20 protein-coding genes and 2 pseudogenes are annotated in these 25,457 nt (G+C 71.5%); 14 read left to right on the top strand and 8 right to left on the bottom strand.

The window, feature by feature from the left end:
- Positions 1-16: 16 nt before the first annotated feature.
- From QI633_RS24715 to QI633_RS24675, 9 genes are all read left to right on the top strand, one after another.
- Positions 17-526, top strand: coding sequence for a nuclear transport factor 2 family protein (locus tag QI633_RS24715; RefSeq protein ID WP_141796964.1), 510 nt, complete (start codon positions 17-19; stop codon positions 524-526).
- The gene (locus QI633_RS24710) at positions 523-1,023 is read left to right on the top strand and encodes a PGPGW domain-containing protein (RefSeq protein WP_282427405.1); all 501 of its coding nucleotides are present in this window, start codon (positions 523-525) and stop codon (positions 1,021-1,023) included. Before QI633_RS24715 ends, QI633_RS24710 begins: the two co-directional genes overlap by 4 nt.
- The gene (locus QI633_RS24705) at positions 1,020-1,598 is read left to right on the top strand and encodes a sugar O-acetyltransferase (protein WP_282427404.1); all 579 of its coding nucleotides are present in this window, start codon (positions 1,020-1,022) and stop codon (positions 1,596-1,598) included. Before QI633_RS24710 ends, QI633_RS24705 begins: the two co-directional genes overlap by 4 nt.
- A 67-nt stretch (positions 1,599-1,665) precedes the next feature.
- Entirely contained in the window at positions 1,666-2,607 is a 942-nt protein-coding gene (locus QI633_RS24700) for a patatin-like phospholipase family protein (protein WP_282427403.1), read from the top strand.
- Positions 2,607-3,770: a TetR/AcrR family transcriptional regulator gene (locus QI633_RS24695; protein WP_282427402.1), complete on the top strand. Its 1,164-nt coding sequence runs from the start codon at positions 2,607-2,609 to the stop codon at positions 3,768-3,770. The genes QI633_RS24700 and QI633_RS24695 overlap by 1 nt, the downstream gene beginning before the upstream one ends.
- Before the next feature lie 11 nt (positions 3,771-3,781).
- Positions 3,782-7,186, top strand: coding sequence for an exodeoxyribonuclease V subunit gamma (gene recC, locus QI633_RS24690; RefSeq protein WP_282427401.1), 3,405 nt, complete (start codon positions 3,782-3,784; stop codon positions 7,184-7,186).
- Positions 7,187-7,275: 89 nt separating this feature from the next.
- On the top strand, positions 7,276-10,620 hold the full coding sequence (locus QI633_RS24685) for a UvrD-helicase domain-containing protein (protein ID WP_282427400.1): 3,345 nt from the start codon (positions 7,276-7,278) through the stop codon (positions 10,618-10,620).
- A gap of 3 nt (positions 10,621-10,623) precedes the next feature.
- Positions 10,624-12,393: an exodeoxyribonuclease V subunit alpha gene (recD, locus tag QI633_RS24680; protein WP_282427399.1), complete on the top strand. Its 1,770-nt coding sequence runs from the start codon at positions 10,624-10,626 to the stop codon at positions 12,391-12,393.
- A gap of 69 nt (positions 12,394-12,462) precedes the next feature.
- On the top strand, positions 12,463-13,074 hold the full coding sequence (locus tag QI633_RS24675) for an ACT domain-containing protein (RefSeq protein WP_141796971.1): 612 nt from the start codon (positions 12,463-12,465) through the stop codon (positions 13,072-13,074).
- Positions 13,075-13,159: 85 nt separating this feature from the next.
- Here QI633_RS24675 and QI633_RS24670 read toward each other — a convergent pair whose 3' ends face one another.
- Genes QI633_RS24670 through QI633_RS24660 form a run of 3 tightly spaced genes read right to left on the bottom strand, consistent with a single transcriptional unit; the run spans position 13,160 to position 14,329 of the window.
- Positions 13,160-13,606 (bottom strand): nitroreductase family deazaflavin-dependent oxidoreductase, encoded by a 447-nt coding sequence (locus QI633_RS24670; RefSeq protein WP_141796972.1) that lies wholly within the window; start codon positions 13,604-13,606, stop codon positions 13,160-13,162.
- 28 nt (positions 13,607-13,634) lie between these two features.
- Positions 13,635-13,958, bottom strand: coding sequence for a thioredoxin domain-containing protein (locus tag QI633_RS24665; protein WP_282427398.1), 324 nt, complete (start codon positions 13,956-13,958; stop codon positions 13,635-13,637).
- Positions 13,958-14,329 (bottom strand): MerR family transcriptional regulator, encoded by a 372-nt coding sequence (locus QI633_RS24660; RefSeq protein ID WP_141796974.1) that lies wholly within the window; start codon positions 14,327-14,329, stop codon positions 13,958-13,960. Before QI633_RS24660 ends, QI633_RS24665 begins: the two co-directional genes overlap by 1 nt.
- Positions 14,330-14,402: 73 nt before the next feature.
- Between QI633_RS24660 and QI633_RS24655 the strand changes: the two genes are divergently transcribed.
- Positions 14,403-15,347: a 1,4-dihydroxy-2-naphthoyl-CoA synthase gene (locus QI633_RS24655; RefSeq protein ID WP_141796975.1), complete on the top strand. Its 945-nt coding sequence runs from the start codon at positions 14,403-14,405 to the stop codon at positions 15,345-15,347.
- Between the two features lie 237 nt (positions 15,348-15,584).
- Here the strand turns inward: QI633_RS24655 and QI633_RS24650 are convergent.
- From QI633_RS24650 to mobF, 4 genes and pseudogenes are all read right to left on the bottom strand, one after another.
- Positions 15,585-16,073: pseudogene (locus QI633_RS24650) on the bottom strand (tyrosine-type recombinase/integrase); the annotation flags it as partial.
- Positions 16,074-16,576: 503 nt separating this feature from the next.
- A complete protein-coding gene (locus QI633_RS24645; protein ID WP_282427397.1) occupies positions 16,577-16,840 on the bottom strand; it encodes a helix-turn-helix domain-containing protein in 264 nt (87 codons plus the stop codon).
- Between the two features lie 10 nt (positions 16,841-16,850).
- Positions 16,851-17,066, bottom strand: coding sequence for a helix-turn-helix domain-containing protein (locus QI633_RS24640; protein ID WP_282427396.1), 216 nt, complete (start codon positions 17,064-17,066; stop codon positions 16,851-16,853).
- Positions 17,067-17,331: 265 nt separating this feature from the next.
- Positions 17,332-20,016 carry a MobF family relaxase gene (gene mobF / locus QI633_RS24635; RefSeq protein WP_282427395.1) on the bottom strand — a complete coding sequence of 895 codons (2,685 nt, stop codon included), beginning with the start codon at positions 20,014-20,016 and terminating at the stop codon, positions 17,332-17,334.
- A 483-nt stretch (positions 20,017-20,499) separates the two neighbouring features.
- Here mobF and QI633_RS24630 point away from each other — a divergent pair, with 483 nt between their 5' ends.
- The 3 genes and pseudogenes from QI633_RS24630 to QI633_RS24620 all read left to right on the top strand — a co-directional run.
- The gene (locus QI633_RS24630) at positions 20,500-20,730 is read left to right on the top strand and encodes a hypothetical protein (protein ID WP_282427394.1); all 231 of its coding nucleotides are present in this window, start codon (positions 20,500-20,502) and stop codon (positions 20,728-20,730) included.
- Between the two features lie 186 nt (positions 20,731-20,916).
- Positions 20,917-21,327, top strand: coding sequence for a DoxX family protein (locus QI633_RS24625; RefSeq protein WP_282427393.1), 411 nt, complete (start codon positions 20,917-20,919; stop codon positions 21,325-21,327).
- 99 nt (positions 21,328-21,426) lie between these two features.
- A pseudogene (locus QI633_RS24620) lies at positions 21,427-21,692 on the top strand (lipoyl synthase); the annotation flags it as partial.
- Positions 21,693-22,207: 515 nt separating this feature from the next.
- Here QI633_RS24620 and QI633_RS24615 read toward each other — a convergent pair.
- On the bottom strand, positions 22,208-23,623 hold the full coding sequence (locus QI633_RS24615) for an FAD-dependent oxidoreductase (protein ID WP_282427392.1): 1,416 nt from the start codon (positions 23,621-23,623) through the stop codon (positions 22,208-22,210).
- 214 nt (positions 23,624-23,837) lie between these two features.
- On the opposite strand from QI633_RS24615, the gene QI633_RS24610 reads away from it, so the two are divergent.
- Positions 23,838-25,433: a PucR family transcriptional regulator ligand-binding domain-containing protein gene (locus QI633_RS24610; RefSeq protein ID WP_282427391.1), complete on the top strand. Its 1,596-nt coding sequence runs from the start codon at positions 23,838-23,840 to the stop codon at positions 25,431-25,433.
- Positions 25,434-25,457 lie beyond the last annotated feature (24 nt).

Below are 25,457 nucleotides of genomic sequence, written 5' to 3'. Positions count from 1 at the left end.
CTGATTGGATCGGACCATGAGCGCAGCCCCCTCGTTCACGTCTGCGGAGATCACCGAGGCGTACGCCGCCTTCCACGAGCAGGTCGCCGACTTCGCCAAGACCGGGAGCTGGGACGGCTACGCGGACCTGTTCACCCCCGACGCGGAGTACGTCGAGCACGCGATGGGCACCTTCCGCGGCCGCGACGAGATCCGTGCGTGGTCGGTGCGCACCATGACGTCCTACCCGGGACGGGTGATGCCCGAGTTCCCGATCACCTGGCAGGTCGTCGATGCCGCGCAGAACCGGCTGGTCTGCGAGGTCCTCAACCCGATGCCCGACCCCGGCGACGGGACGATGCTGACCGAGCCCAACATCACGATCATGACGTACGCCGGCGACGGGCTCTTCTCCCGCGAGGAGGACGTCTACAACCCGCTGCGCTTCCACGCCATGGCACAGAAGTGGGCCCGGATCGCTGCCGCGCACGGCAACGCCGACGAGGACGTGCTCGCGTGGCTCGACAGGTTCGGAGGCGGACGGTGACCGGCGCCGCCAAGCGGATCCTGCTGGAGGTCCTCGGCTGGGTCCTGCTGCTCGCCGGCATCGCGGCGATCGTGCTTCCCGGCCCCGGGCTGCTGCTCATGGCGGCCGGGCTCGCGGTCCTGTCGCAGCAGTACACCTGGGCCGAGCGGCTCCTCGACCCCGTCCTGCTCCGCGCCCTGCGCGCGGCCGCGGAGGGCGTCGAGACCTGGCCGCGGATCGTCGCCTCGACCATCGGCGCCCTCGGGATCGGCGCCTTCGGCATGGTCTGGCTGCTCGACCCGGACATGCCGGACTGGTGGCCGATCGACGAGAGGTGGTGGCTGCCCGGCGGCGTGTGGACCGGCGTCACGCTGCTGCTGTCGTGCGCGATCGCGCTCGGCCTGCTCGTCTACTCCTACCGGCGCTTCCACGGGAAGCCGGAGGCGCGGGCGGCCCTCGAGGGCGAGATCAGCGAGGCCGACGGCCGCCGGCACCACACCGACGAGCACGAGTGGTGAGCGCCGTGGACGACACCCGGTCGACGAAGGAGCGGATGCTCGCGGGCGAGCTCTACCTCGCCGACGACCCCGAGCTGGTCGCGGACCATGTCCGGGCCCAGGAGCTCACCGAGGCCTACAACGCGACGGGGATCCACGAGCGCGCTCGTCGTACCGAGATCCTCGGCGAGCTGCTCGGCGCCCTCGGCGAGGACAGCGCGATCCGCCCGCCGCTGCGCGTCGACTACGGCAGCCAGATCCGTGTGGGCTCGGGGGTGTTCGTCAACTTCGGCCTGATCGCCCTCGACGTCGTCGACATAACCATCGGCGACGACGTGCAGATCGGGCCCAACGTGCAGCTGCTCACGCCGCTGCACCCGCTCGAGGCCGGGCTGCGGCGCGAGAAGTGGGAGAACGCGGCGCCGATCACGATCGGCGACAACGTGTGGCTCGGCGGCGGGGTGATCGTCTGTCCCGGCGTCAGCATCGGCGCCAACACCGTCGTCGGCGCCGGCTCGGTCGTCACCCGCGACCTGCCCGCCGGCGTGCTGGCGGTCGGCAACCCGGCCCGGGTGGTGAGAGAGCTCCCCGCATGAACCACCCCACGAAGTTCTGCGGCTCCCCCGCTGTGCTCCTCCGCCACACAACTCCGCGGGGACCCCGGTGACCACCCTGCTCGACGCCCTCGCCGCGCGCCGCGCGTCCGGCAGCCGGCCGGGCCAGCGCACCGACGAGTTCCGGATCGCGCTGGCCATCGAGGGCGGCGGCAGCCGGGCGGCCTACTCCGCGGGCATGGCGCTGGCGATCGACGAGGCCGGCCTCACCGACTGCTTCGACGACGTCTACGGCACCTCCGGCGGCGCCCTCAACGGAGCCTGGCTGCTCACCGGAGAGGCACAGCGGTGGCTGCGCAGCTGGGCCTGGCCGGAGGTCCAGGCCGCCAGGGTGACCGACCCGCGGCGGGTCTTCCGCGGTGGCCCGGTCGTCGACCTGCGCCGCCTGGTCCACCACGTCTACGAGTCGATCACGCCGATGGACTTCGACGCGATCGTGGCGAACCCGATCCGTTTCCACCCGATGGCGACCGATGCCGCCACGGGCAAGGAGACCGACCTGGCGCCGTACGTCGTCGACCGGCTGAGCGCCCAGACGGCCCTGCGGGCCAGCTCCTGCATCCCGCTGCTGGCGGGTCGGCCGGTCCGCGTCGGCGAGAGGAGGTACGTCGACGGCGGCCTCTCCGAGGGCGTGCCCTACCGCACCGCGCTCGCCCAGGGCGCGACCCACGTGCTGGTGCTGCGTACCCGCCGCGCCGACCAGCGGGCGGTCCCGCCCTCGCGGCTGGAGCGGGTGCTGCTGGCGCCCTACTTCCTGCGACACGGCCGGGCCGCCGGGGCCGCCCACGTCGGCCGGTTCCGGTCGTACGCCGCCGACGACCTGCGCCTCGCCGCGGGCACGCTGGCCGACATACCGACCCTGGTCGAGGTGCGCCCGCCGCTCGGCTCGCCCGACGTGTCGCGGCTCAGCGCCGACCTTCCCGCCATCGACGACGCGATCGAGCGCGGGCGGCTGGCGATGGTCGATTACCTCGACCGGCTGCCGGCCTGATGCCCGAGGCCGTCGCGCAGCGCCGCCCGCGCAACCGCAAGCAGCTGATCGTCGCTGCCGCCGCGCGGCAGTTCGAGCGGGCCGGCTTCCACGACGTCTCGGTCGCCGACATCGCCGCCGAGGTGGGCGTCTCCGCCTCCGCGCTCTACCGCCACTTCAGCGGAAAGACGGGCCTTCTCGCCGCCGCGGTCGAGCAGGAGATCGAGCTCCTCGAGCAGGCGTACGGCGGTCCCGCCGACCTGTCCGGTCTGCTCGACCACGCCGCGACCCGGCTGCTGCGACCGGACCGGGCGGGCAGCGTGTGGCAGCGCGGGCAGGTGTTCCTCCAGCCGGACCGGGCCGCGGAGCTGGAGGCGCGCTACCTCGCAGCGCTCGAGCCGTTGCGCCAGGCGGTCGGCGGGGAGGTGCCGGCCTGGGCGGTGCACGCGGTGCTCACGACCGGACGGGCGTTCGAGCGGGCCAAAGTCGACCGGGACCGTGCTCAGGAGCTGATGGTCGCGGCCGCCATCGCCGTCGCGGACCTGGGCGATCTCGGCACCGGTGGCGCCGTCGTACGCCGGCCGGTGGGCCCGGCGGAAGGGCTGCGGCCGGCGTCGCGGCGCGAGGCGGCGCTCTCGGCCGCCGTACGCCTCTTCGCCGAGCGCGGCTTCCACGCCGTCGGCATGGACGACATCGGCGCCGCGGCGGGGATCTCGGGTCCGACGCTCTACCACCACTTCCCGCGCAAGTCCGCAGTGCTCGTGCATGCCATCACCCGGTGCCTCGACGCGATGCAGTTCGACCTGGCGGGCGTCCTGTCCGCCACCAGCGACCCGGCCGAGGCGCTGGAGAAGGCGCTGGCGTCGCTGGTGCGGATCAACGTCGCGCAGGGGGACGCGCTTGCCGCGCTGTTCACCGAGCTGGTCCACGTGCCCGAGGACGAGCGGGCGCCGATCCGGCGGATGCAGCAGGACTACGTCGACGAGTGGGTCGTGCTGCTCGTGGCCTGCCGCCCTGAGCTGTCGCGCTCGGACGCCCACGCGCTCGTGCGTGCGGCGCAGTCGGTCGTCAACTCGATGCGGCTGCGCCTGGCGCTCGACGAGGACGGCCAGCGCGACGGGCTGCTGCGGATCGGGCGGGCGGTGCTGGGGACTCCGTCGGGTTCTGCCGGACCCCCTCAGTAGCCTCGGCCGCGATGACCCTCCACCTGCACCGCGCCGCGCGGACCGACCTGCTCGCCGACGAGCTCGGCGGGCTGTTGGCGAGCCCGCTGGCCGACCCGTTCGCCAGCGAGGTCGTGGTGGTGCCGGCGAAGGGCGTCGAGCGGTGGCTCACCCAACGTCTCTCGCACCGTCTCGGTGCCGGACCGTCGGGCGGTGACGGCGTGTGCGCGGGGGTCCGCTTCCTGCAGCCCGCGTCGCTGGTCGGCATGCTGCTCGGCCGCGACCGTGACGACCCGTGGCATCCCGATCGCCTGGTCTGGCCGCTGCTGGCGACCATCGACGACTCGCTCGACGAGCCGTGGTGCGCGACCCTGGCGACCCACCTCGGTCACGGCCTCGACGGCGAGGAGGGCGAGCTGCGCCGCAGCCGCCGGTGGTCGGTGGCGCGACGGCTCGCGGAGCTGTTCGCGTCGTACGCCGTCCAGCGTCCCGCGCTGGTCCGCGACTGGCGCGAGGGCCGCGACACCGACGGGGCCGGGTCGGTGCTGGCGCCGGACCTGGTGTGGGAGGCCGAGCTGTGGCGCCGGTTGCTCGCGCGGATGGCCGCGGCGGGGCACGACGAGGCGCCCGACGTACGCCACGACCGGGTGTGCGCGGCGCTGCGGGCCGGTGAGGTCGCCGGCCTGGACCTGCCCGACCGGCTGTCGCTGTTCGGCCACACCCGGCTGCCCGAGACCGAGATCGACCTGCTCGTGGCACTGGCCTCCCACCGCGACGTGCACCTGTGGCTCGCCCAGCCGTCGGCCGCGCTGTGGGCTGCGGTGGCCGAGGCCGGGATGGAGCTGGGGCCGCGCGACGGGTCCACCTCCGCCGAGCTGGCGCACCATCCGCTGCTGGCCTCGCTCGGGCGCGACGCCCGCGAGCTGGCGACGGTGCTGGGTGCACGGGTGCGGACGGGGGAGGCCTCCGACTCAGGTGCGGCGCCCGACCCCGAGGCTCCCGACGACCTGCTCGGCTGGCTGCAGTCCGACCTCCGGGCCAACCTGGCCCTGTCCGCCGAGGAGCGGGCCGGCCGCGTGCTGAGGGCCGAGGACCGCTCGCTGCAGGTGCACGCCTGCCACGGTCCGGCGCGGCAGGTCGAGGTGCTGCGCGAGCTGCTCGTCGGCCTGCTCGAGGACGACCTGACCCTCGAGCCGCGCGACATCGTCGTGATGTGCCCCGACGTCGAGACGTACGCGCCGCTGATCTCCGCCGGCTTCGGCATGGGCGAGCTGATCGGTGACGGCCCGGGCGGCCCGGGTGACGCCGGACTGCACCCCGCCCACCAGCTGCGGGTCCGCCTCGCCGACCGTGCCAGCACCAGCACCAACCCGCTCCTCGCCGTCGCGGTCGTGCTCGTCGAGCTCGCGGGCGGCCGGGCGACGGCGTCCCAGGTGCTCGACCTGCTGGCCCGGCCGGTGTGCCGGCGCCGGTTCGGGTTCACCGACGACGACCTCGCGCGGATGACCCGGTGGGTCGCCGAGGCCGGCGTGAGGTGGGGGATCGACGCGAGCCAGCGGGCGGCGTACGCCATGGACGGGTTCGAGCACAACACCTGGCGGGCCGGGCTCGACCGGCTGCTGCTGGGCGTCGCGATGAGCGACGACGAGCACCGCCACGTCGGTCGCGGGCTGCCGGTCGACGACATCGCCAGCGGTGAGATCGAGCTGGTCGGCCGGATGAGCGAGGCGGTCGCTCGGCTCGGCGCCTGCCTCGGCGCGCTCGACGCCGCGACCGCCGCCGAGCAGTGGTTCGCGGCCCTCGCCGAAGGTGTGCGCGACCTGTGCGAGGTCGAGGACGACGACGCGTGGCAGCTGCCGCAGTTCGAGCGCGAGCTCGCGCGGGCCAGGGCCAGTGCCGACGAGAGCGACGCTGACAACACGGGCGTTCCACTGCGACTCGCCGACGTGCGTGCGCTGCTGCAGGCCCGGCTGGCCGGACGGCCGACGCGCGCCAACTTCCGCACCGGCACCCTGACCGTCTGCACGATGGTGCCGATGCGGTCGGTGCCCCACCGGGTGGTGTGCCTGGTCGGGCTCGACGACGGCGTCTTCCCGCGCACCAGCGGGGTCAACGGCGACGACGTCCTCGGCCGCCGGCCGCGGGTCGGCGAGCGCGACCTGCGTGGTGAGGACCGCCAGCTGCTGCTCGACGCGATCCTCGCGGCCGGCGAGCGGCTGGTGGTCACCTACACCGGCGCCGCCGAGCACACCGGCCAGGAGCGGCCGCCGGCCGTGCCGCTCGGTGAGCTGCTCGACGCCCTTGACCGCACGGCCGCGGCGCCGGTGCGTGACCGGGTCGTCGTACGCCATCCGTTGCAGGGCTTCGACCCGCGCAACCACGTCCCCGGCGAGCTGGTCGGGAGCGAGCCGTTCAGCTTCGACCGCGCCTCGCTCGCCGGCGCGCGGGCGTCGGTGCGGGAGCGGACGCCGGTCCCGTCCTTCCTGTCGGGCCCCTTGACGACCCGCCCGCAGCAGGACGTGTCCCTCGCCGACCTCGTCGACTTCGTGCTCCGCCCCGCCCGCACCTTCCTGCGCGGCCGGCTCGACGTCGCCACCCCGTTCGAGCCCGGCGAGGTCGCCGACGCGATCCCCGTCGACCTCGACAACCTGGAGAAGTGGGCGATCGGCGACCGACTGCTGCGCGCGGTGCTCTCCTCCGAGGACCCCGGCACGACCGGCGAGGCGGTGATGCTCGCCGAGCAGCTGCGCGGCTCGTTGCCCCCCTTCGGCCTCGGCCACGGCGCGCTCGCCGAGGTCGTCCGCGACTGCCAGGCCCTGCTCCAGCAGAGCGCGCCGCTGCGGGCCGCCCCCGCGCGCAGCGTCGACGTCGACGTCGACCTCGGGGGCGGTCGCCGGCTCACCGGCACCGTGCCCCGGATCCACGGCAACCAGCTCGTCGACGTCACCTACTCCCGGCCCGGCCCCAAGCAGCGGATCGCGTCGTGGTTGCGTGTGGTCGCCCTCAGCGCCAGCCACCCCGACGAGAACTGGAGCAGCCACGCGATCGCCCGCGCCAAGGGCGGACCCCAGCGGGCGCTGGCCGGGCCGCTGGACCACCGCGCACTCGAGTGGCTGGGCGCCGTCGTGGCGCTCTACGACGAAGGTGCCGTGCGGCCGCTGCCGATCCCGCTCAAGACCGCGCATGCCTGGGCCGAGGCGCGGGCAAAGGAGCTGCGCGGGATGGACATCGACCCGGTCGAGGCCGCGGGTCGCGCCTGGAGGACCGACCCGTTCAACCCGTTCGGCATCACCGGCGAGGACGACGACGCCGTGCACCGCCGGATCTGGGGGCACGACGCGCCGGTGTCGGTGCTGATCGACGCCGGCCTGCCGTCGTACGCCTGGACGTTGTGGGAGCCTCTGCTCGCCGGCGCCGAGAAGGTGGGTCCCCTATGACCACCCCACGCCGTTCTTCTCCTCCGCTGCGCTCCCCCGAACAACGCCGCGGGGACCCCGGTCCTTCCGCCGGATCGGACTCGACGAGCATGAGCCCCTTCGACATCCGCGGGCCGCTGCCGACCGGCACCACCCTGCTCGAGGCCAGCGCCGGCACCGGCAAGACCTGGACCATCGGCGCGCTCGTGACCCGCTACGTCGCCGAGGAGGGCGTGCCGCTCGAGCAGCTGCTCGTCGTCACCTTCGGCCGGGCGGCGAGCCAGGAGCTGCGCGAGCAGGTACGCCGCCAGCTGGTCGAGGCCGAGGCCGCGCTGGCCGGGACCCTGGCGAGCCCGCCGACCGAGGTGATCGAACAGCTCCTCGACGGCCCGCCCGACGAGCTCCGGACCAGGCACCGCCGGGTCAGCCAGGCGCTGGCCGACTTCGACGCGGCGACCATCGCCACCATCCACCAGTTCTGCTCTCTGGTGCTCGACTCGCTCGGCGTCGCGGGAGACACCGACGCCCGCGCCCGCCTGGTCGAGGACCTCGACGACATGCTGGTCGAGGTCGTCGACGACCTCTACCTGCGGGCGTTCGCGCAGCTGCCCGCCGGCACCGCACCGGCGTTCACCCACACCGAGGCGCTCGCCATCGCGCGCCGCGTCGTGGGCGACCCGCAGGCCGACCTCGAGCCCGCCGGCCTGCCTCGCGAGGACCCGGCAGGGCGACGCGTCGCGTTCGCCACGGCCGTGCGCCAGGAGATCGAGCGGCGCAAGCGCCGGCTCGGGGTGCTGTCCTACGACGACCTGCTCGACCAGCTCGCCGACGCGCTCGAGTCGCCTGACTCCCCGGCCCGGGCGCGGATGCGGGCGCGGTGGCGGATCGTGCTGGTCGACGAGTTCCAAGACACCGACCCGGTGCAGTGGAAGGTCTTCGACCGGGCGTTCAGCGGCCACGCCACGATGGTGCTGATCGGCGACCCCAAGCAGGCGATCTACGCCTTCCGCGGGGGCGACGTGACGACGTACCTCACGGCGGCGGAGACCGCCACCACCCGCCAGACCCTCGCGGTCAACCGGCGCAGCGACGCCGGCCTGATCGCCGGGTTCGGCCGGCTCCTCGGCGGCGCCGAGCTGGGCGACCCGCGGATCGTCGTCCACGACGTGCAGGCCCACCACCAGGAGTCGCGGCTGGCCGGGGCGCCGAAGCCGGCGCCGTTCCGGCTGCGGGTGGTGCGGCGCGAGACCTTCCGCAAGCGGGGCGGGACCGCGCTGCCGGTCAACCAGGTCCGGCCCCACATCGCCCGCGACCTCGCCCACGACATCCGGGCGCTGATCACCAGCGGCGCGACGTTCGAGGGCCGTGAGCTGCGCCCCGATGACATCGCGGTCATCTGCTACCGCCATGCCGACCTGGCCGCCGCGCGGGCCGCGCTGCTCGAGGTCGGCGTCGCGGCCGTCATCGCCGGCGGCGGCAGCGTCTTCGCGACCCCCGCCGCCGTCGAGTGGCTCTCCCTGCTCGAGGCGCTCGAGCAGCCCCACCGCACCCCGCGGGTGCGGGCCGCGGCGCTCACCTCCTTCCTGGGCTACGACGCCGCGACCCTCGACGCCGGCGGCGACGACCTCAGCGACGACCTCGGCGACCGGCTCCGGTCCTGGTCCGAGGCGCTCGGCCGGCGCGGCGTGGCCGCCGTCGTCGAGGCCGCGACCTCGGGCGGCATGCCCGAGCGGCTCCTCGGCCAGGTCGGGGGCGAGCGCACCCTCACCGACCTGCGCCACATCGGCGAGGTGCTCCACGAGGCCGCGCTGCGCGAGCAGATGGGCGCCGTCGCCCTGCTCGCCTGGCTGCGCCAGCAGGTGCTCGAGGCGCGCGAGGGCCGCGGTGCCGAGCGGACCCGCCGCCTCGACTCCGACGCCGACGCGGTCCAGCTGGTGACGATCCACGCCAGCAAGGGCCTGCAGTACCCCGTCGTCTACCTGCCCTCGCTCGCCGACCGCTGGGTCGGCAAGCCCGACAAGCCGCTGTTCCACGACGCATCCGGGCGCCGCTGCCTCGACGTCGCCAACGCCGGGCCCGACTGGGCCGACCACCAGCGCCGTTGGCGCGAAGAGGAGAACGGCGAGTGGCTGCGGCTGCTCTACGTCGCCCTCACCCGCGCGCAGAGCCAGGTCGTCGTGTGGTGGGCGCCGACCCGCAACGCCGAGGCCTCGCCGCTCCACCGCCTCCTGCTGCGCGGTCCGGCAGCTGACGGCGAGGGCCTGAGCGGTGTCGTCCCGGTCGACCCGGCGGTGCCCGACGAGGAGGCGGCGACCCGCCTGTTCGCGACCTGGCGCGACCGGGGCGCGTTCGTGCCCGAGGTCGCCGAGCCCGCGGCCGCCCTGCCGCCGCTGCCGCCGGAACCGCCGGTCGAGCTGAGCTCGCGGGCCTTCACCCGGTCCGTCGACACCGGTTGGCGGCGCACGTCCTACTCGGCGCTGAGCCATGTCGACCTCGGCACCCCGGCACCCGGCGTCGGCAGCGAGCCCGAGGTGGAGCCGAAGGACGACGAGGACCTGCCGCCGGTCGTCGAGACCGCCGCGCCCGACCCGGCGCTCGCCGTACCTTCTCCGATGGCGGGGCTGCCCGTCGGCGCGACCTTCGGATCGCTGGTCCACGCCGTCCTCGAGCACACCGACCCGACGGTGGGTGACCTGCGCGCCGAGCTGCTCGGCCACATCGAGGATCAGCTGACCTGGTGGCCGGTGGCGCTCGAGCCCGAGGAGCTCGCCGACGCGCTGGTCGCGGTGCTCGACACCCCGCTCGGGCCGCTGATGGACGAGACCACGTTGCGCGCCGTCGGCACCACGGACCGGCTCTGCGAGCTCGACTTCGAGCTGCCGCTGTCGGGCGGCGACCACCCGGTCCACCAGGCGCGGTCGAGCGACGAGGTGCTGCTCGGCGACATCGCCGCCCTGCTGCGCAAGCACCTGCCGGAGGGCGACCCTGTGCGTGCGTACGCCGATGCGCTCGACAACCCGCTGCTCGGCGGGCAGGTGCTGCGCGGCTACCTCACCGGCTCGATCGACGTGGTCCTCCGGCTGCCGTCGGCTAGCGGCGGGAGCGGCGACGCGCGCTACGTCGTCATCGACTACAAGACCAACTGGCTCGGGCCGGCCGACGACCCGCTGACGGCCGGCTCCTACCGGCCGAGCGCGCTGGACGAGGCGATGGGGCATTCCGACTACCCGCTCCAGGCGCTGCTGTACGCCGTCGTGCTGCACCGGTTCCTGCGCTGGCGCCAGCCCGGCTACGACCCGGCGCGTCATCTCGGCGGGGTCGCCTACCTCTACCTGCGCGGCATGTGCGGGCCGGAGACGCCGCGGGTCGACGGCAACCCGTGCGGCATCTTCACTTGGCAGCCGCCGGTCGAGCTCGTGGTGGCGCTGTCCGACCTGCTGGACGGGAGGAAGTAGGTCATGACCGAGATCTTCGAGCCGACCTCGCCCCACGACCCGCGCCTGGCGCGCCGGGTCGACGGACTGCTGGGCTCCTTCAACGCCGCCGGCGTGGTGGACGCGGCCGACGTCCGGGTGGCCGAGCGCGTGGCCGCGCTCGCGGGCGAGGACGACGAGCGGGTGCTCCTCGCCGCCGCCCTCGCGGTCCGCTCGGTCCGTGGCGGGTCGGTCGGTCTCGACCTCGACGCGCTGCCCGACCTCGACGGCACCGGCCTGGCCTGGCCGGACCGCGGCGACTGGGTCGCGGCGATCGGGTCCTCCGCGCTGGTCGGGGCCGAGGTGCTGCACGTCGAGCACGACCTGGTCTACCTCGATCGCTACCACCGGCTCGAGCGTCAGGTCGCCGACGACCTGACGGCGCGGATCGAGCTCGGTCCGCCGGCCGTCGACGAGGCGGTGCTCACGGCGACGATGTCGCGGGTCAGCGGTGAGCACCTGAGCGAGGAGCAGGCGGCCGCCGTACGTCACGCGGCGCGGCACCGCACCACTGTCCTGACCGGTGGCCCGGGCACCGGCAAGACCACCACGGTCGCGCGACTGGTGCTGGCGCTGGCCGACCAGTTCTCGGTCGCGCAGGACCGGCGGATGTCGATCGCGCTGGCCGCGCCGACGGGCAAGGCGGCGACCCGCCTGCAGGAGGCGGTGAAGGAGGAGCTGGTCGCGCTCGGCGCGCTGGGCGACGCCGACCACCAGGTCGCGCCGCCCGAGGCGATGACCCTCCACCGGCTGCTGGGCTGGCGTCCCGACAACACCACCCGGTTCCGCCACGACCGCGGCAACCGGTTGAAGTACGACCTGGTCGTCGTCGACGAGGCGTCGATGGTCGACCTGACCATGATGGCCCGGCTGCTCGAGGCGGTCCGCCCCGACAGCCGGCTGGTGCTGGTCGGCGACCCGCGTCAGCTCACGTCCGTCGGTGCGGGCGCGGTGCTGTCCGACCTGGTCGCCGGGTTCGCGCCGCACCCGGACTCCCCGGTCGTCGCCCTCACCGAGAACCACCGCTCCACGGAGGAGATCAAGAGCCTCGCCGCGGCGCTGCGCGACGACTCGCCGGACGCGGCCGACCGGGTGCTCGAGGTGCTCCGGGCCGGGACCGGCGAGGTGCGGTGGGTCGAGACCGACGACCCGGTCGCGGCGCTGCAGGACGAGTGCACCGCCGCCGCGCTGCGGGTGCGCTCGGCCGCCGTCGACGAGGGACCCGAGGCGGCGCTGGCGGAGATCGAGGGCTTCCGCCTGCTCTGCGCCCACCGCGACGGGCCCTACGGCGTGCGGGTGTGGAACCGCCACGTCGAGCAGTGGCTCGCGGCCGAGATCGGCGTGCCCCTCGGTTCGGCCTGGTACGCCGGGCGGCCGCTCCTGGTCACCAGCAACGACTACGCCCTCGACGTCTACAACGGCGAGACCGGTGTCGTCGTCACCGAACCCTCGGGCCGGCCCCGGGCGTGGATCGCGAGCGCCGGCGCACCCCGCCCGTTCGCCCCGGCCCGCCTCGACGCGATCGAGACCATGCACGCCATGACGATCCACAAGAGCCAGGGCAGCCAGGCCACCCGGATCGCCGTACTGCTGCCGGAGGAGGGCTCGCGCCTGCTCAGCCGCGAGCTGTTCTACACGGCGGTGACCCGGGCGCGCGAGAGCCTGCTCGTGGTGGGCTCGGAGGCCGCCGTACGCGCTGCGGTGACGACCACCGCGCAGCGCGCGACCGGCCTGCGGCACCGCCTCGCCCGATGATCCGCACGGCCCCGCTCAACCGGTGGGCCCGCAACCGGCCCGAAACCTGGGCGGGTTAGTGTCGAGACCATGCCATTCCTGCTCCGCGTGCTGCTGCCCGACGTCCCCGGGTCGCTGGGTCGCGTCGCGACGGCGATCGGTATGGCAGGCGGCGACATCGACGCGATCGAGATCGTCGAGCACCGTGTCGACGACGGCACTGCCGTCGACGACGTACTGCTCGAGCTCGAGCAGGGGATGATGCCCGACTCCGTCGTGTCGGCGTGCAACGCGCTCGACGGGGTCGAGGTGCTGTTCGTGAGCCGCTACCCGGCCGGCGGCAACCTGATGCTGGACCTCGAGGCCGTCGAGGAGCTCACCGCGTCCCCCGACGACGCCTTCGACAAGCTGATCGACGTCCTGCCCGCGACCTTCCGCGTCGACTGGGCCGCGCGGGTGCACCGCGCGAAGGGCGTCGTCTACGGCACCAGCGCCGCGCCGGACGAGTTCGAGTTCCTCGAGATCGAGTCGCCGACCCGGCTCGAGTCGCCCGAGGACGAGGTCACCCTGTTCGCGGCCGCGCGCCTCGACGGCAACGAGATCGTCGTCGTCGGCCGCCGCGGCGGACCGGAGTTCGCCGACTCGGAGGTCATGCGGCTCGGCCACCTGTGCGGCCTCGCCGTGACCATCGCCAACAGCTGACCGGCGAGTTTCACCGGCCGACCGGTGAAACTCGCGCCTGGACGAGGAAGCATCCTCGTCCCAGCGCGAGTTTCGTCATCCAACCTCAGGCTGCGACGGGCTCCAGCAGGAACACCGGGATCTCGCGGTCCGTCTTCTCCTGGTACGACGCGTAGGTCGGCCAGGTCGCGACGGCGTGGTCCCACCACTCCTGGCGCTCCGCGCCCTCGGCGACGCGTACCGTGTAGGCCTTCGGCTCGGGTCCGTCCTGCAGCTCGACGAGCGGGTTCGCGACGAAGTTGGCGTACCAGCTCGGGTTCTCCGGCGCGCCGCCCTTGGACGCGATGGCGGCGTACACGCCGTCCTTCTCGACCCGCATGACCGGGTTCTTGCGGAGCTTGCCGGACTTCGCGCCGACCGAGGTGATCACCACGATCGGGTCCTTGCCGCCCTGGAGCGTGTTGGCCTCGCGGCCGCCGGACGCCTCGTACGCCGCGACCTGGTCGCGGACCCACTTCTGGCTGCTGGGCTCGTACTCACCGTGAAGGGTCATGTCCACCTCAAGGCCGGGCCGCTGGCGGCTATTCCAGCGCCGCGTCGATCGAGCGCTCGATCGATGCCTTCGTCCGTGCGCCCGCGAGCTGGAGGACGGGCGCTCCGTCGCGGAACAGGATCATGGTCGGCAGGCCGAGCACCCGGTGCTCCGCGGCCCGCAACGGTTGCTGGTCCTGGTTGATCCGTACCACGCGCAGCGCCTCGCCGCGCTCGTCGTCGAGCTTCTCCAGCACCGGCGCGAGCTGGCGGCACGGTCCGCACCACTCCGCCCACCACTCGACCAGGACGGGTACGTCGGACGTCAGCACCTCCGCCGCGAAGTCGGCATCGGTGATCTCCTGCAGGCTCATCATTTCTCCTCTCGGTTCGGGTAGGTCTCGGCGTCGTGCAACAGCCCGGACAGCTCGCCGCGCAGCCGGCTCAGCTCCTCGATCCGCCGGTCGATCTCGGCGATCCGCAGCCGGTAGGCGTCCAGCGACGACGGGCACACGTCCGCCCGCTCGTTGCCTGCCCGCAGGCACTCGACGAACGGCACGGTCTCGTCGGCGGTGAGGCCGAGCGAGAGGAGGGCGCGGATCTCGCGTACGACGAGCACGTCCGCGTCGTCGTACTCCCGGTAGCCGTTGGCCGCCCGCTCCGGCGTGATGAGGCCGCGCGACTCGTAGTAGCGCACCGCCTTCACGCTCACTCCGGCGCGTTCGGCGAGGTCCTTGATGAGCACGGGACCGACCGTAGACCTTGCCCCCGGGGTCAAGGTCAAGCCCGGGATCCCGGAGGGGCTAGCGTTCGGTGCCATGAGTGCGATCGAGGGCGTGAGCGAGACGTTCGACGCGAGCCAGTGGGACGTCGTCCCCGGCTTCGAGGACCTGACCGACCTGACCTACCACCGCGCCAAGGCGCACGGCACGGTCCGGATCGCCTTCGACCGCCCCGACGTCCTCAACGCCTTCCGCCCCCACACCGTCGACGAGCTGCTGCGCACCCTCGAGCACGCGCGCCAGTCCGCCGACGTCGGTTGCGTGCTGCTCACCGGCAACGGGCCGAGCGCCAAGAACGGCAAGTGGGCCTTCTGCACCGGCGGCGACCAGCGGATCCGCGGTCGCGCGGGCTACCAGTACGAGGACGTCTCCGCCGGTTCCGGTGACACCGGTGCCGAGGAGCCCAGCGCCATCGACAAGGCCAAGCTCGCCCGCCTGCACATCCTCGAGTGCCAGCGCCTGATCCGCTTCATGCCCAAGGTCGTCATCTGTGTCGTTCCCGGCTGGGCGGCCGGCGGCGGCCACAGCCTCTTCGTCACCTGCGACCTGGCCCTCGCCTCCACCGAGCACGCCCGCTTCAAGCAGACCGACGCCGACGTGGGCTCCTTCGACGGCGGCTACGGCTCGGCGTACCTCGCCCGTCAGGTGGGCCAGAAGTTCGCCCGCGAGATCTTCTTCCTCGGCCAGGAGTACTCCGCCGACGACGCCGTCCGGATGGGCGCCGCCAACCGCGCCGTCCCCCACGCCGAGCTCGAGGCCACCGCCCTCGAGTGGGGCCGCCTGATCAACGGCAAGAGCCCCACCGCCCAGCGGATGCTCAAGTACTCCTTCAACCTGCTCGACGACGGCCTCGTCGGCCAGCAGCTCTTCGCCGGTGAGACCACCCGGCTCGCGTACATGACCGACGAGGCGCAGGAGGGGCGGGACCAGTTCCTGGAGAAGCGCGAGCCGGACTGGTCGCCGTTCCCCTGGTACTACTGAATCGGCCTGTTTGCGCAGGTCAGAGCGTTGCGGACCCTCCCTGGTCCGCAAAAAGTCCGCAAAATTCGAGAGAGGTCCCTCCGCCGGGCCCTCGGACCGGTCTCCTGCGGGCGTCGCCAGCGCCTGCCGCATCAGCTCGGCGGCCGCCGCCCGGGTGCGGTCCTCGGCCGTCGGCCAGAGGTGGCTGTAGGTGTTGAGCGTGGTCGTCGCGCTGGAGTGGCCGAGTGCCCGCTGCACCGTGACGACGTCACAGCCGGCCGCGATCAGCCCGGAGGCATAGAAGTGGCGCAGGTCGTGGAGCCGGATGCGGGCGAGGTGGGCGGCTGAACGGGTGGCCCGCCACCGCCAGTGGATGGCGTTGTCGTAGAGCGGCTCGTCGCCGACGGTGAACAGCCAGCGCTCCGTGGTGCGCTCCGTGACGTGGTCTCGGATGTGAAGGGCCAGAATGCCCACGAGCTGGTCGGGCAGGTAGACGGTTCGTTCCGAGCCGTACTTGGGAGCGCGAAGGACGTACGTCGACCCCTCGCGCTGGAGCTGCCGGGTGACCGCGAGCTGCCCATGCGGCAGGTCGAGGTCGCCGAGCTGAACCGCGGCGGCCTCGGCCTTCCGGAGGCCGGCGAAGGCGCAGAGTGCGACGTAGGCGCGGAAGCCCTTGCGGGTCGAGACCCGCTCGCTGTCGGCGTGCTCGAGCAGCCGTCCGACCTCCTCGACCGTAGGGATCCTCATCGCGGCGTCTGCCCTTCGGCGACGGGGCAGGATGACGCCCGCGCACGGGTCAGTGGTGATCACCCGCTCGGTGACGGCGGCGCGGAAGACGGAGCGAACGACGACGAACCTCGTCTTGATGGTCGTGGCCGCGAGACGACTGCTCTGGTCCTTCACCCACTCCTCGATGTGCGATCGACGAATGCTTCGCATCGCCAGGTCGGCGAAGGGCACCGACCGGGTCGCGAGGTCGGCGTTGGTGCGGGTCGAGGACACCCAGAGCTGTCGGGCCGACCAACGTTCGTAGAACTCCCGGAACGTGACCTTCCCAGCGTCGGGATCAACGTAGGTCCCGGTGAGGACGGCGGACGCGATCTCATTGAGCCAGCGCTGCGCGTCGATCTTGCGGTCGAAGTGGCGTGAGCGCTCGCGCCCTTGTTCGTCGCGATAACGGGCGCGCCAGCTCCCGTCGGGACGTTTGGCGATGTTGCCGGCCATGGCTGCTCCCTTCGTGGCTTCCAGTGTCAGTCGCTGGTGGCGGAGCGTGGTGCGCTCCGTGCGCCTTGTGGATAACCTCCGGGCTGACGACCCTGGTCGGCGCGCCAGAGGACGAGGTCGGTACGCCAGTAGCGGACGTGGCGCTGGATCTTGAAGCTGAACGGGCCGGTGCCGCAGTAGCGCCAGTAGCGCATGGTCGCGACGGGGACCCGGAGGAACGCTGCCGCCTCGTCGATGGTGAGCATCTCGTCGTTGGCGTGGTCGTCGTTGTCGTGACGGGCGGTGGACATCGAGGTGCTCCTAGCGGGCGGCGTTGACGGGGTCGGTGAACCGCCGGACTTCGGCGACGGTGGTGTAGAGCCGGCCGGTGCCGTTGAAGCGCCAGAACCGTGGACCGACGCCTCGTCGGCGCCAGTCGCGGACGGTTCGTTGGGGGATGTGGATGAGGGCGCAGAACTCCTCGAACGTGAGCAGGGCGCTGTCGTTCCACTCGGCGGGGATGTCGATCGGGTTCATCGGAGGGGGTCCCTTCGGTGTCGTGGTTGGTCACCTAGGTCCGGAGAAGCCCTCGGGGCGATCAATCGCTGACGAGCAATCTCGGAAGGTGCCATCCCGGACCGACCGATGATGACGACGCAGGTACGCCGCTTTCGGGCCTCCAAGAGGGGGGAACCTGAGCGTCTTCTGGTGTTTGCGCAGGTCAGCAGGTTCCCCCCGGTTGTTTCCCGAAGGGTCTTGACGCGGTGCCGGACACGAAGGAGGTGACGGCTGCGGCGAGGCATCAGAATCCGATGCTCGGGCTGGGGGGAACCTGCCGGACGGGCGGGGCTACCCCGTGCTCGGGCCTCGCACGGCGTGGTGTGGGGCCGTAACGGTCGATGTCGTCCAGAGCGCGCTCGCGGGCGCGGACCGGGCCGAGGTCGGCCCGGTCTCGGCTGAAGGTCGTGAGCCATTGCTCGCGGGCATCGTCGGTCGTGTCGGCGACGAGGTGGGCGGTGTTGGAGTGTCGGCCGCGGGTCATGGCGACGTAGGTGGCGGCGGCGCCGGTGGTCTCGTTGAGTGCGAAGTGGGCGTGGTCGACGGTGTCTCCCTGGGCGCCGTGGACGGTGGTGGCGTAGGCGAGCTCGACATGGGTCTGGGCGTAGTTGCGGCGCAGGGTCCGGCTCCCGCGGTCGCCGCGGATCTGGAGGTTGCTGTGGCGGTCGGTGCCGGTGATGGTCCAGCGGTCGCGGTCGGCGACGTCGAGGTCGCGGTCGTTGCGTCGGGTCGTGATCTGGTCGCCGACCCAGAGCGGTTCGCCGGAAGGCGTCCGACCGACGGGAGGATCGGTCTTGTCGGCTGGGTGATCGGCGCGGTGATGGCTGCGGCGGCGGTCGCGGATGCCGGCGTTGAGGTCCGCGACGTGGTCACGGGTGTCGGTGATGACGGTGGCGCCTGCCGCTCCTGCTTCGATGAGTGCGGCGGTGCGTTCGACCTCGGTGGGGTGGATGACGATGGCGCCGCGTTCGAGGAGCTGGTCGAAGACGTGTACCGGTCGGTCGCCGGTGCGCATCAGCAACGACAGGTCGGCGTAGGCGGGGTCGGCGAACCGGTGGACGCTGTCGAGGGCGACTTGTGCGTGGGCGGGTGTCCAACGGGTGGCGTGGTCGAGCACGCCACCGCGGCCGACGGCGGGCAGCTGGTGACGGTCGCCCATGAGCGCGACCCGGGCGCCAGTCTCGTCGGCGATCGTGAACAGGGCCTGGGCAGTGTCCTGATCGAGCATCCCGGCCTCGTCGACGAGCAGCAGGTCGCCCGGCATCAACCGGGCTCGTGGGTCGAGCCGGTGCCGGTCGGTACGGATGTCGAGGGGTTCGCGGGTCCAGCGGACGTCGGCGTCCCACCGGAAGCCGTACTGATGCGCGAGCCAAGCCGCGGACGACGCCGGTGACCCGACCTCGGTTTCCGCGACCCGGGCCGCCCGCAGGGTCGGAGTCACTACCACCATCCGCCGCTCGTCCATCCCGAGCACGGCAGCGGTGGCGGCGAGGGTGGTGGTCTTCCCTGCGCCGGCTGCGCCCTCGACGACCACCAATGCGCAGCGACCAACGAGAGCAGCAACCACCTGTCGTTGTCCGGGATCGAGGCGCCGCCGGGCGACGACGGGGCCGATCCGGGCTGGCCGCACGGCCTCCGGAGCGCGACCGTCTTGATCTGTGCGTCGTGCGATGCGGTCGACGAGGTCCTTCTCGACCGCGACCACCCGCTGCGAGGTCAGGGAGCGGATGTGGTCGGGGACGTTGTCGCGGTCCACGAGCCGGAGGCAGGCATCCTCGGACCGGGCGGTGAGGTCCTCGACCAGCTCGCGCCGCACGACTGGTTCGGCGACGACGCCGACGGCCGCGACGACCCGTTCGACCTCCCCACGGATGTCTGCGCAGTTCCACGCCGAGTGCCGTGACCCGAGCCGGGACTGCACGAGTTCGGTGACAGCGGTGCGGTCGATCTGTCCGACCGCGGCAGTCGGCAACCTGGCGGCGATCGAGGGTGGTCGGAACCCGAGGTCGTAGAGCTCCTCGCGCCACCGCCCGACCAACTCGGCGCCGTCGGTCGGGACCACCTTGTCCGGCCGTGCCTCCGCCCACGCCCGCCGGTCCCAAGCCCGACGCAGCGCCGCGCCTGGTTCCTGGCCAGGGTGCTCGGCGCGCCACTCGGCCTCGTACCGGTCGACATGCCGGCCGATCTGCGCAGCACGGTGGGAGAACTCCCCGGCGAACGGAGCCAGCTGGGTGATCTCACCAGACTCGATGTCGAGCGTGTACCCGTACGCGGCGAGCACGCGACGGAACTCGGGGTCGCACATGACGGCGGCGTGACCGATGCCGTTGATGGCCTCGATCGAGTCCACAACTCCGACCGAGTGCAAGCCTCGCCACCGACCTTGGGCGAACACCCGGGCGTTGACCTGGAGGTGCAGGTGTCGGTGCGGGTCCCCGGCGCGGGAGGTGTAGTGCCGCACCACCGCGGCCTCGATCTTCTCGACCGGTACCTGGACCTGCAGCCCGCGTGGCCCGACCCGGGTCGTGGAGTGCTCGGCCAGCCAGCCGATGATCTCGACCGCCGCCCGTTCCTGAGCGGCGTCGTAGGCGTCGGCGATCTCGGGGTGCAGCGACGCGGCGAGCGACCAGGTCTTGGGTCCGTTGACGACGACCTCGACGAACCTCAGCCCCTTCTCGTCCTTGCGCAGCCGCCCCTTCGGCGCCCCGTTGGTGTCGTACCCGGCGACCCAGGATTCGTAGGCGTCGCCATCCAGGGACCCGCCATCGACGAGTGGTGCAGCCGGGCTGGCGACGTAGCGCTGGGCGATCCCGGAGCCCTCGGTCAGGTAGTAGTCGTCGGCCCGGGACCGGTCGGCCTCGACATAGTTCCGGGCGGCCTTGGCGCAGCCGCGGTAGAACTTCACCCCACCGTGCACGGCCCCGATCACCGTCCGTCACTACTCGTCAATCAACGCGAAAACGGCGCACGCTCCGTCCCAGGGGGACGGACCGAGCTACGAACCTTCGTAGCATGCGTGCCGCCCTGTTGGAGGGCTAGATAGCGGCTAGGGCGAGGGCTGATACGGGAGTCGTCAAAAGCCGGTAGTGGGTGATGAGTGAGGCGGCAGAGAATGGCTGAGGCGTAGCGAGGTGGGACAGGATCATGCGCCAGCCAATCGCAATGATTAGGTCGTCGGTTCGATTCCGACAGGCGGCTCTGACGACAGTGGCTCTGACCAGCAGAAATGCTGATCAGAGCCACTGTACGTTGTGGGCCCGACAGAGCCGATTGACACGTTTGCGACACGATTGGCTGGTCGCGCGGTTGGCTCAGGTTGCTGCACCGAGTGATCGGGACCGTTCGGTGCAAGTGTTGCTCGACCCCTAGGTTTGACTACCGTCGCGCCCGCGCCCGGCCTCAGAAGACGTCATTGCTCCACCAGGAGTTGAAGCGCATCGTTTCCGAGTTGCGCCAGTTGACAGCGGAGACGACCTGGGTCGAGTTCAAGCCGAACAACGCCGCGCCCGAAGTGATCGGCGAGTACGTCTCAGCACTCGCAATGCGGCAGACCCAGGGAGGCACTGATCCGGCGGTGATCTCGACCACGAGCGCCGCCGCGGGCGTGATTCCCACCGTGGTGCGCCGCAGACATCGCTGCTGATCAGGTGACGTTTGCCGGCCGTGATCGAGCACGTTGATGCAACCACATCGTGACGGCCGGCGTGGCGAACGCCCTACGCCTCCCCAATCCGTGACGTTCGTCACGGTTCCGTCGGGGATCGCATCGCCGGCCGGGCGCTTGCAGGTAGAGGTAATTGAAAATCCAACTACATCTCTAGGAGTTCCGATGGACGTTGTCGTCCTCATCGCCCGCATTCTCTTCGTCGCCATCTTCCTCGCCTCCGGCGTGGGCCACCTCGCTCAGACCGAGGCCATGACTGGCTACGCTAAGTTCAAGGGCGTTCCGGCTCCCAAGCTGAGCACCGTCGTGTCGGGTCTGCTCATGCTCGTCGGTTCCCTCTCGGTCCTGCTTGGTGTCTGGGGCGACCTGGGCTCGCTTCTCCTGCTGGTCGCGATTGCGCCCATCGCGCCGATGATGCACCGCTACTGGAACGAGCAGGGTGAGGCCCGGATGAACGAGCAGGTCCAGTTCAACAAGACCGTCAGCCTGGTCGGCGGCGCGCTCGCGCTGTTCGCACTCTTCGCCCTGGTGCCGACGCTCGGGCTGACCATCACGGGCCCGCTGTTCAACGTCTGAGGCACCAGTCGCGGTCTCAGCCCTGGTCCCTGCCCGCGCCACGCGGGCGGACCGGCATCGGCACAGCCCGGCACGTCGTCTGCTACTCGGAGCAGTGACATGAGTGATGTGGTGCTTCAGGACGCGAGTCTTCTCCGCCTCGAAGTCCGCAACGCGGAGACCCCGATCGAGCGGAAGTGCTCGTGGGTCAAGACCCGCGCGAAGATGGCCCGGGTACACCGCTCTGCAGAGCAGGTGAAGTCCGAGGCCCGCACGCGCTCTGCCAGGAGGTCGGCGGCCCCAACATCTCCGAGTGCTGGGAGGACCGCGAGGCGACCTTCCTCATCGGCGGTGACCAGTGCACCCGACACGACTTCTGCCGGATCGACACCCCATCACGGGTCGCCGACGGTCATCGAACGGCAGCCGATGTGGCGGGGCGGATGCCTTGGAGGCGTCGCGACAATCGACTCGATGAGCTGAACGACGTCCACGGGATGACCGCCATCCTTGAGACCGCCGTGCATCTCGAACTCCTCGCCGACAGGGACGAGATCCTCCGAACGTCGACCGATGATCGCGACTGCTACATGCCAACCTGAGGTGCTGACCGACGGGGGACCTCAGGTGGATCCCCGCCCGGTTCTCCGGGCCGCCATGGATCCTGCGACTCGCTTGACGTGCAAGAGCGTCACGAGGGACAGCATGCCGAGCGGCAGACGTGCGGTCAGCTGCGAGTGCGTGGTCCCGTGGACGCCGCACTGGCTATGGACGTTCAGGTGCGAATCCGTGGGGGCCTTGGTTTCGGACTGTGGAGGACCGTCCTTTGGAGAAGGGTTCGCCAGCCCTTCTTTCGTCGTACTTCGGACACCGAAACCAACCGGGCTTTCGGGAGACTTCGTCATGAGTCGAAGCCGAGTCCCATCGCGTCGAGCGTCCTGAGGAGCGCGTTGCGCTGCCCCTGTCGGTGATCGGCGCGGTCGAGCGACCACCGAGTCAGATTGATCCCCAAGGCGGCCACGGGCTCGGGCGGGAACGGCATCGGTCGCTTTCGCACCATCTTGAGCTGGGTACGCCGGGTCGGGGTGCCGGCGAGGAGATCGAGGAGGGTGTCGGCGGCGAAGCGTGTGGCCCCGACGCCGAGACCTGTGAAGCCGGCGGCGTGGGCAACCCGGTCGCGGTGGGAGAGACCGTAGAACGCCGTGAACTGGGTGCACGTGTCGATAGCGCCGGCCCAACGATGGCTGAACCGGACGTCCTCGAGCTGTGGGAAGGTCGCGAAGAAGTGCGAAGCGAGGCGTTCGTAGGTCTCGGGGCGCTCTTCGTACTGCTCTTTGACTTTGCCTCCGGGGTAGTACATCGCGTCGTAGCCGCCGTAGAGGATCCGGTTGTCGCGGGTCAGGCGGGAGTAGTGGAACTGGTTGGCGAGGTCGGTTAGGCCCTGGCGCGCGCTCCACCCGATCAATGCCATCTGCTCGTCGGTGAGGGGCTCGGTCATCAGGACGTAGTCGTAGACGGGGATCGTCATCAGGCGGTTGCGTCGCAGGAGCGAGCGGAAGACATTCGTGGCCAGGACGACCCGGTCCGAGCGCACGGTTGCGCGCTCGGTTCGGACGTCGACGCTGCTGCCCGCTGCGGCGGAATCGACAGCCACCACTCGCGAGTGCTCATGGATTTCGACGCCGAGGTCGGCGGCAACCCGCGCGAGCTCGAGGGCGAGGCGTGCCGGATGCACGAGAGCGCTGCCCCCAAGGTCGAGGGCGCCGGCCAAGAACAACGGGCTGTCGATCTCGGCCCGCACCGCAGCACGGTCAAGTCTGTGGGGGGAATCGCCCAGCCATGCCACCTGGTGCTCCTCGACAGCGACCGCTAGTGTGCCGTTGCGTTCCCAGTGGCAGTCCAGCTCCAGGTCGCGGACGTCCCTCTCGAACCCGTCGAGGTTGTCCTGCCCGAGCCGCTCGAGGAGCTCGTAGTCGTCGGGCCAGCGCGAGCGGCCGTTCTCCTCGCCGTGGGTGATCGAGGCTTCGCAGAACCCGCCGTTGCGACCCGATGCTGCCCAGCCGACGGTCTCGGCTTCGAGCAGAACCACGCGTTGGCCCGGGTTGCGTCGCTTGGCCTGCACGGCGGTCCACAGCCCCAGGTAGCCGCCCCCGACGATGGTCAGGTCGGCGGACGTGCCTGCTGTCAGGGAAGTGAACTGTGCCCGGGCGTTCGCCTCCTCCAGCCAGTACACCGCTCTGGTCGACTCGGCGAGTGCACGCCGGACTACGCGGGTGTCGGGTGCATGGCGTTCGTAGGCCGTGGGCTGGGGGATCACGTCTGTTCCTAGGTTGGCTGCGATCGGATGTCGCGCCCGGGGCCCCGGGGCTACCGACGGTCCATCCAGATCGTGGATGGACCGCCGGTCGCGACTGACTCGACGTCATCCTGTCGTATGTGTCGGCGTCGCTGGGCTGGCGGAACGTAGCTTTTTGCTCTCTGACGCGACGTTTCGTCAGTCTTCAGAAAGGGTGGTCGTTCCCGTGGCGTCAGTGACGTTGCGTGAGGCGTTGTCGCTCCCGGCTTTCCGGCGCGCGGCACCCGAGGTGGTCGCCGGAGCGTCGGGGCTTGAACGTGCGATCCGTTGGGTTCATGCGACGGAGCGGGTCGACGTGGGAAGCCTGCTGCGTCCGGGTGATCTGGTCCTCACGATGGGTACCGGCCTTCCGCCCGACAAGGACGCTGCGGGACTCCGCGCGTTCGTCCAAGAGCTGGCTGATGTCGAGAGTGTCGGGCTCGTGGTGGAGCTAGGCCGTCGCTGGGAGGACGGTCTTCCGCGCCCTCTCGTGGAAGCATGTGAAGACCTCGCGGTGCCACTGGTCGCCTTGCGGCATGAGACGCGATTCGCCGCGATCGCGCAGGCCGTGGGCGAGCGCGTGGTCGACGAACAGCTGGCCGAACTGCGCGATGCCCAGCGCGTGCACGAGACCTTCACCGAGCTGAGCTTCAGCCATGCCGGACCGCACGACATCCTTGATGCGGTGCAGCGGCTCGCGGGCGCGCCCGTGGTGGTGGAGAACGTCCAACACCGACCTCTGGACTATCTCGCGGGCGCGGAGGATATGGCTGGCTTCCTGGACGAGTGGTCCGCCCGGTCCCAACGGGTGGTTGTCGCGGGCCGCACGGGCTGGGACGCCCGCAACGGCTGGCTGGTGACAAGGCTCGGCTCCGCCGACAATGCCTGGGGACGGCTGGTCATCGGCTCGCCCGGTGCGCCTTCACAGCGTCTGATCGCGGTTGCGGAGCGAGCTGCGGCAGCTCTCGCACTGCACAGGTTGAACGACCGGGATCGGGACAACCTGATGCGTCGTACTCACTACGAGATCCTGCAGGGACTCCAGCGCGAACCGGATTCAGCCGAGGTGGTTCGCCGTTGCGACCTGAGCGGCTTCCCAACTCAGCGGCGTCAGTTCCTGGGCATCGTCGTTCGGCCCAAGGTCGGCGGTCAGCTGGCAGCGGAGGCGCCCGAGCTCGCGGCAGCGGTCGTGCGCGGGGCTCATGCGCTGCGCTTGCCCGCGTTGGTCTGCGAAGTCGAGCGCGACGTCGTGGCTCTCCTGTCGGTCACGACTTCAACCAATGCGGACGCGGCGGCCGACCGGTTGGCAAAGAGGCTGCTTCAGCACCATGACGTGACTGTCGCTGCCGGCCAGGTCGTGCTCGACCGGTCGGGGATCGCGCGGACGGTGACAGAGGCCGGGCAGGTTGCTGATGCCGTCCCGCATGGTCGCGACCACGTCACCGGAGACGTCCATCGCCTCAAGGACCTGCATCTGCGCGGCCTGCTCGCGCTGTTCGGTGCCGACGAACGCTTGCGGCTCTTCATCGACCGAGAACTGTCGGCTCTCAAGGCACACGACCAGACGAGAGGTGCGCGCACGGATCTGATGGCCGCGCTCCGCTCGCTCTTGCACCATCCCGGAAGCAAGACAGACGCGGCGGCAAGTCTGCACCTGTCCCGTGCCGCGTTCTACAGCCGGATAGCCATGATCGAGAAGGCCCTCGGAGTCGATCTGGACGACCCGGATGTCAGGGTGTCGCTCCACGTCGCGCTGGTGGCAGACGAACTGTTCGAGGCATTCGACAACTGACGACAGACTGTCACCCACCGACCC

The sequence above is a fragment of the Nocardioides sp. QY071 genome (assembly GCF_029961765.1).
In the GTDB taxonomy this organism is placed as follows: Bacteria; Actinomycetota; Actinomycetes; order Propionibacteriales; family Nocardioidaceae; genus Nocardioides.
This window is presented reverse-complemented; position numbering and strand designations above follow the sequence as displayed.